We start from the raw sequence: 7395 nt of genomic DNA on the forward strand, positions 1-7395 counted from the left end.
ACCAGTTATATTCAAGGGAATTAAATTCTTAACAAAAGAGACTGGATTTTTGATCCTCCGCGTTGATGCCCTTCAATGATCTTCGCATCACTCAATTAATGGACAGGCTTGTTGAAAATTCAGACAACCGCGAAACGCCGTCAGCCGATCGAATAGAACAGGCGCCGTCCCTTGCTGTTTATCTCGTATACTCTATGACCGCTTGACGCTCTCAAGTATCTGAAAGAAAATCGAAATTTGACGCCGAATCCTTACTTTTAGCGTTTTGGAGTTTTACTAGAGAGAGACGCCGTCTTTCCGTAAACGAAAAAAGAAAGAAACAAGATATGAAGAGATTGGCGCTGGTGCAGCCGAATAGCCGTTGGGGCGGAACGCAAAGTTGGGATGTTTTCCCCTACAATTTATGTTTGCTCGCCGCCGTCTTACGCGAAAAGTACGATGTCGAAATTCTCGACGCCAACGTAGACGATCTGTCTATTGACGCCGCCGTCGAAAGAATAAAATCCGGGCGTTACGACTATATCGGCATTACCTGTCTCGCTGTCGAATATTCGAAAAGCATCCGGGAATTAAGCCGGGAAATCAAGAAACAACTCCCCCATTCCCTCATCATCCTTGGAGGAGTATATTGCACGTTGCTTCCGGAAATGGCGATGGAGGACGAATGCATCGATTATTGCGTTCTGGGAGAGGGAGAGAAAGTCCTTGAAGAACTCTTGCGCTGCATCGATGCCCATACGCCGCCCGAACGCCTCGATGGAGTGGCGTTTCGAACCAACGGCGCAGCGACGATTCGTCCTCAACAGGAATATATTTCCGATTTGGATGCTCTTCCTTTACCGGCGTACGATTTGGTTCAATTCGAAAAATACGCCTACGTTGACGATAAATTCAGTTTTAGCAACACTCGCGACGCCGTCCCTGTCGCCAAGATCTACGCCTCTCGCGGCTGTCCCGCCGGCTGCAATTTCTGCGCTGTGGAAAGCATAATGGGAAAACGATTCCGCTACCGATCCTGCGAGAGCGTCATTAAGGAAATTGAATTGTTGATCGACCGTTACGGCGTCAAGGAGATCGTTTTCTATGACGACAACCTTATCTATGAAAAAAATCGAGCCAAGCAATTATTCAGAAAAATTATCGAACGCCATTTCGATCTGAAATTCAAAGCGGCGAATATCGCCGTCTATCGCCTCGACGAAGAGATGATCGACTTAATGAAAGAGGCGGGTTTTACAAACATGGTCTTCGCGGTAGAATCGGCTTGCGATCGCGTATTGCAGGAAATCATGGGAAAACCGCTTACGACGAAAGATATCAAAAGCAAGATCGATTATTCCAAAAAACTCGGTTTTCGTTGCGCCGCTCTTTTCGTCGTTGGAAATCCGGGGGAAACATGGGACGAAATCCGCCGCACCTTCGCTTTCGCGGAGGAATTGGACGTCTATTGCCATTTTTCCATCGCCACTCCCTTGCCCAAAACCCGCCTTTACGAGACGGCGGTCGCGGAAAATTATCTTACCTCCGACTTCGATTTCTCCGCTTATTCGGGTTGTTCGAAAGGGTATATTCTGACCGGCGAATTCGCCCCGTTCGACTTGGAAGTTTTACGCGCGTACGAATGGGATAGGATTAATTTCAGCACGCCGGAAAAACGAAGACGCTCCGCCTGCTTTTTCAAGGTTTCCGAAGAAGAAGTCGTCGACTTTGCGCGCGGGGCGAGAAAGTATATTCAAGACGTCTACGTCAATGACGCTTCCAAAAAACTGAAATAGCGCCGATCGAAAAATCGAGACTAAATTTCCATGCTGCTCTCTCTTCGCATCGCCAATTTCGTTTTGATCGACGATTGCCGGATCGATTTTCATTCCGGCTTAAATGCGTTGACGGGGGAAACCGGCGCCGGGAAATCCATCATCGCCGATGCGCTGAATTTCCTGCTGGGCGAGCGCGGATCGCCCGATAAGGCTCGCGATGCCAAGCGCGACGCTTTCGTAGAGGCGGAATTTCAACTCGATCCCGCTTCTCCCAATACGAAAACCATCCTGCGTCTTTTGGAAGAATCCGGCATTCCCGCCGAAGAGGAGACGCTGCTGCTCTCTCGCAGCCTTTCCCCCTCAGGGCGTAACCGCATCTTCATCAATAATACTCAATGCTTGCTAAAAATTTTGCGTCCCGTCGGCGCGCTGCTCGTCGATCTTCATGGCCAGCACGAGCATCAATCTCTTCTCGACAAAAGCAGTTATCGCCCGCTGCTCGACGATTTCGGGGATTACGGCGAGACGCTGCAGCGCTACCGCAGCGCCTACCGCGAATGGACTCAAATCCTCGACCGCCTGCATCGTCTGGAAAACGACGACCGCGAACGCCGCCGTCTTCTGGAAGCCCTCCGTTTCCAGCGGGAGGAAATCGATGCCGCCGGTTTAATCCCGGGCGAGGAGGAAGAGATCGAAGCCCGAATGCGCATCATCCAACACGCCGAACGGTTGAGCGCATGCTGCGGCGATTTGGAGGCTTCTTTTAACGAAAGCGAATCCAGTAAACCTTCCTTGTTGGACGAATTAGATCGCCTGGATGGCCTGTTGCATGAGATGAGCCGCCTCGATCCTTCGCTCTCCACTCTCATCGATTCCTGGCAAAGCGCCATGATTTCCATTCAGGAAATCGCCCGCGAGATTCAATCTTACTCGCAAAAATTAGAATTCGATCCCGATGAGTTGGAAAAACTCCATCAGCGCCGTTTTCTCATCAAAACCCTCAAAAGCAAATACGGCGCGGATATCCAAGACGTATTGAATTACCGGGACAAAATCGAGAAAGACCTGTTCGAAATCGAAAATTTCGAGGAAGAATGCGAGAAATGCCGGCAAGAGGAAGTACGAATCCGAAGCGATCTTTTTCCCCTCGCGCAACAGCTTCATGAAGCGAGAGTCGTCACGGCTAATGATATTTCGGCCAGCGTTACATCCGAACTGGAATTTTTGGGGATGAAGCAGGCGCGCTTCGAAATTATGGTTCAATTTCGGGAGAATAAAGCGGAAGGAGCGCCTCTTCCGGCGGAATACGGGCCGGAAGGCGCCGATAACGTGGAATATATGGTGACAACGATTCCCGATCTTCCCGCCCGGCCCTTGCGGGAAGTGGCGTCCGGCGGCGAAATTTCGCGGATTATGCTGGCGTTGAAATGCGCCTTAAGCCGCGTGGATCCGGTAGCGATGATGGTTTTCGACGAAATCGATGTGGGCGTGGGCGGCAAAACGGCGGAAGCGGTGGCGGAACGGCTGGCCAGCCTAGCGAAGCGCAAGCAGGTGCTTTGCATTACCCACCTTCCCCAAATCGCCAGCCGGGCGGATCGGAATATGCGGGTGGAAAAGCTGGAAAAAGACGGGAAACTCGTCAGCGCCGTAACTCTTCTCAAAGGCAAGGAACGAGAACTGGAACTAGCCAGAATGCTGGGCCGCGAAGACTCCGCCGCTTCTCAGAGATACGCCCGCGAACTCTTACAACGATCGTCCTCATAGGGCTTTTTTGCCGGGACGGTCTGCCGTTTTTGGAATTTTGGAAGATCGGCGGGAAAAATCTCTTACGAAAAGTAAAAAATAAGGGCGTTGTTTGCGCTATGATAATTGACATGAGACGTTTTGATTGGTATGGTGGAAAGCAAAAATGAGCGATATTCGAGCCGAAAGCCTTTTTTCGGTTTGAAGCAAATAAGGGTAAATCGTAAAAACCTGTTAGTGGAGGGAAAATGGCTGTGGACATCCTGCGGAATGAACGTTCGGGGCAACCATCCAGTCAACCACAATCCCCACCGGCGGCTCCACCGAAACGCTTCGATGAGAATCCCTATACAACCTTGGGCGAAGATACCCAATTCGAAGGTACCCTTCGTTTCAAGGATGGGCTTAAGATCGAAGGGAAATTCAACGGAGACATCTCGTCCGAGGGGATTCTGATTATTGGAAAAACCGGTCACGTGACGGCCGAAATTGCGGTTGGCAGTATAATTGTCGAGGGAAAAGTTACGGGCAACATCGTTGCCAACGAACTGGTGGAATTGCGCAGTTCCGCTGAATTGAGGGGCGATATTACCGCCGCCAAGCTGAAAATCGAAGAGGGCGTCATCTTCGTCGGCAAATCCGATGTTCAACCGAACAATAAAGCTAAGACGTCAGCCCCTGCCGGCGGAGGCGGAGGAGCGCCCAAACCACCCGTTAAACCGGACGACAAATCGCAATCGCCCCAACAACAAGAAGACAAAAAGGGCAAATAATCCATCGTTTTCCGGTTGGGAACTTTTTTTAATCGAACCATCATTCCGTCTCCCTTCGGTGAGAAGGGAGACGTTTTATTTTTTAAGCAAGTCTTTCCGCCGATTTTACTATTCATCAACCGCCGTCATTCGATGCCACGAAATTCCATTTCTATTTATTAGGTGACAAAATGCCCCAATCCCCCTTGCGAATTTCTCTCGCTCAAATTCCAACACCTATCGAGCCGCTGCCAAAATTAAGCCGCGAATTCGGCGCCGATCTTCGCGTAAAAAGAGACGATTTGACGGGATCGGCGCTATCAGGAAACAAAGTCCGCAAGCTCGAATATTTACTGGCCGACGCCCTCAATAAAGGATGCGATTCCATCATCACCTGCGGCGCCGTCGCTTCCAACCATGCCCGCGCCGCCGTCATCGCCGCGCGTAAAATCGGATTGGATTCTCTGCTCATCCTGGCGGGCGACGAACCGAAGGCGGCGGAGGGCAACCTGCAACTCGATCTGCTGGCGGGCGCGCAAGTTCGTTATATTTCGAAAGAGGAATATTCCAACCGCATTGACAATATTCTTCAGCAAGCGGCGGATCAGTGGAAAGCGGAAGGACGAAATCCCTACGTCATTCCTACCGGCGGCTCCAATTCCGTCGGTTTGATGGGCTACGTCCAAGCGGCGGCGGAAATTGACGAACAATGCGCCGAACAGCAATGGAATCCGGATTTCCTTGTCTGCGCCGTCGGTTCCGGCGGAACGTATGCGGGATTGCTGCTGGGGACCCTTTTGCGGAGAATACAAACCAAGGTTCTCGGAATTCTCGTCTGCGGAACAGTGGAGCATTTCCGAGAAAAGGTTTTGCGCGATATTCGAGGTTCCATTGAAAAATACCAATTGGAAACGAATGTGGATGAAAGTTCCATCCATTTAGTTGATGGTTATATCGGCGGCGGCTATGCCGTCACGAATTCGCAGCAACTGCGGTTAATCCGCCACATCGCCCAACAAGAAGCGCTGATTCTGGATCCCGTCTATACAGGCAAGGCATTTTGCGGCCTTCTCGGAGAAATCGAGAAGGGAGACATTCCTCAAGGGGCGAAGGTCTTGTTCATCCACACCGGCGGCGTCTTCGGCCTCTCCGCCTATTCCGAAACGATGACGAAGGAATGGGGATCGCTAGCAGTATGGCCGGATAGTTTATAAAACGAAGTCTCAACGCTTAAGGATAATTATTCCCTAAAAGAATTAGCCTCAAACGATTTGATGAGTAGGAGGCGATAGCATGTTGATTCAACAGATTCAAATGAAAAATTTCCTTTCTTTTGGCCCAGAGAGCGAAGCCATTCCTCTTAGACCATTGAATTTGATTGTTGGTCCGAATGGTTCCGGCAAATCCAATCTGATAGAAGCTATCGCATTAATGCAATCGGCTCCCAGTCAATTAAATGTACCTATCCGTGAAGGAGGAGGCGTGCGAGATTGGTTGTGGAAGGGATCGGACAAATCCGTTAACGCGAGTTTGGAGATTATTGTTGACGATATACTTCCCAAAGCCAAATCGAATTTAATTCGATACCGCTTCGATTTCACAGAAAATGCTGGGCGGTTTGAAATAGTGGACGAATTAATAGAGAATGCTAAAGCATGGCCAGGTCATCATGATCCTTATTTCTATTATCGTTACGAGAATAATCACCCTGTCCTTAATGTAAAATCCGCCAGCGATGCAACATCTTTCCCAAGACCCCTTCGACGCGAAGATGTGGATCCAGAAAAATCTATTCTCGCCCAACGCCGCGATCCAGATTCCTATCCTGAAATTACTCGTTTGGCAGAGGTTCTTGCTTCCATACGCATCTATCGAGATTGGTCATTGGGACGATATACGCCGCCTCGCTTGCCGCAGCCTGCGGATCTTCCCAATTTGTGGCTTGAAGAAAATGCGCGCAATCTAGGACTCGTGTTGAACCGCTTGAAGCGGAATATGGAAACCAAATCGAGACTCCTTGAGATGTTCAAGGCGATATATTCCGAAGCTCAGGACTTCGATGTCATGATCGAAGGAGGAACCGTCCAGATATTCGTTCAAGAGGATCGATTTAACGTTCCCGCCACCCGTCTTTCCGATGGAACGCTGCGTTATTTGTGCCTGCTTGCGATTCTATGCGATCCATCGCCGCCACCGCTTGTTTGCATTGACGAACCGGAACTTGGCTTGCATCCCGACCTCATCAATCACATCGCGGACGCTCTTCGTTATGCCAGCCAGAATACTCAATTAATCGTTACAACGCACTCAACAGACTTAGTGGATGCCTTCACCGACGAACCAGAGATCATCTTGGTTTGCGAGAAATTGGAGGGGTGCTCCCATATGAAGCGGCTTGACAAGGAACAACTTGCCCCGTGGCTCGAAAAATATCGTCTCGGCGCCCTTTGGACCAGCGGCGAGATTGGAGGCAACCGTTGGTAACCATCAAACTGTACGTCGAGGGCGGCGGCGATTCTGATTCGCTTCACAGGCTCTGTCGCCAGAGTTTCAGAATTTTTCTGGAAAAGGCCGGATTCAAAGGCCGAATGCCGCGCATCGTGGCCTGCGGCGGAAGGTTGGCGGCTTACGATCATTTCAAAACCTCGAATGAATCAGGGGAAACCAGTTTGTTATTGATCGATAGCGAAGATTTCGTAGCCAGCGATTCCCCCTGGATGCATTTGGCTAACCCGTCAGGAGATGGATTTACCAAACCGGAAAATGCCACTGACGAGCATTGTCATTTCATGGTTGTTTGTATGGAATCATGGTTTCTTGCGGATAAGGAAGCGCTTATAAGTTATTTCGGCCAAGGCTTCAACGAGACGGCTTTACCTCAGAATTCCGAAATTGAAGCCATTTCTAAGAAGGATATTTATGATGGATTGCATAAGGCTTCATCCAAATGCAAAACAAAAGCCCCTTATGGCAAAGGCAAACACTCTTTCGATATCCTTCTTAAAATTGATCCCGGAAAAGTTTGCAAGGCTTCTTTTTGGGCCAAGCGTTTTCTCGAAACGCTTGACGCTATCGCCGGAAACGATCGAATTTGAAAAGTCGAATTTAAAAACGTACGGGAAAATAAGACTCTAGTAAACTTG

General features: G+C 49.7%; 6 protein-coding genes. All 6 read left to right on the top strand.

Annotated elements, in window-relative coordinates:
- The first annotated feature begins 326 nt into the window (after positions 1-326).
- The 6 genes from AB1656_07440 (at position 327) to AB1656_07465 (ending at position 7347) form a co-directional block, all read left to right on the top strand.
- Entirely contained in the window at positions 327-1775 is a 1449-nt protein-coding gene (locus tag AB1656_07440; GenBank protein MEW6235205.1) for a radical SAM protein, read from the top strand.
- A 30-nt stretch (positions 1776-1805) separates the two neighbouring features.
- On the top strand, positions 1806-3521 hold the full coding sequence (gene recN / locus AB1656_07445) for a DNA repair protein RecN (GenBank protein ID MEW6235206.1): 1716 nt from the start codon (positions 1806-1808) through the stop codon (positions 3519-3521).
- A gap of 227 nt (positions 3522-3748) precedes the next feature.
- On the top strand, positions 3749-4273 hold the full coding sequence (locus AB1656_07450) for a polymer-forming cytoskeletal protein (protein MEW6235207.1): 525 nt from the start codon (positions 3749-3751) through the stop codon (positions 4271-4273).
- A 170-nt stretch (positions 4274-4443) separates the two neighbouring features.
- Entirely contained in the window at positions 4444-5466 is a 1023-nt protein-coding gene (locus AB1656_07455) for a D-cysteine desulfhydrase family protein (protein MEW6235208.1), read from the top strand.
- A 79-nt stretch (positions 5467-5545) separates the two neighbouring features.
- Positions 5546-6736 carry an AAA family ATPase gene (locus AB1656_07460; protein ID MEW6235209.1) on the top strand — a complete coding sequence of 397 codons (1191 nt, stop codon included), beginning with the start codon at positions 5546-5548 and terminating at the stop codon, positions 6734-6736.
- Positions 6730-7347 (top strand): DUF4276 family protein, encoded by a 618-nt coding sequence (locus tag AB1656_07465; GenBank protein MEW6235210.1) that lies wholly within the window; start codon positions 6730-6732, stop codon positions 7345-7347. The genes AB1656_07460 and AB1656_07465 overlap by 7 nt, the downstream gene beginning before the upstream one ends.
- The last annotated feature ends 48 nt before the right edge of the window (positions 7348-7395 follow it).

Source organism: Candidatus Omnitrophota bacterium, from assembly GCA_040755155.1.
In the GTDB taxonomy this organism is placed as follows: Bacteria; Hinthialibacterota; Hinthialibacteria; order Hinthialibacterales; family Hinthialibacteraceae; genus JBFMBP01.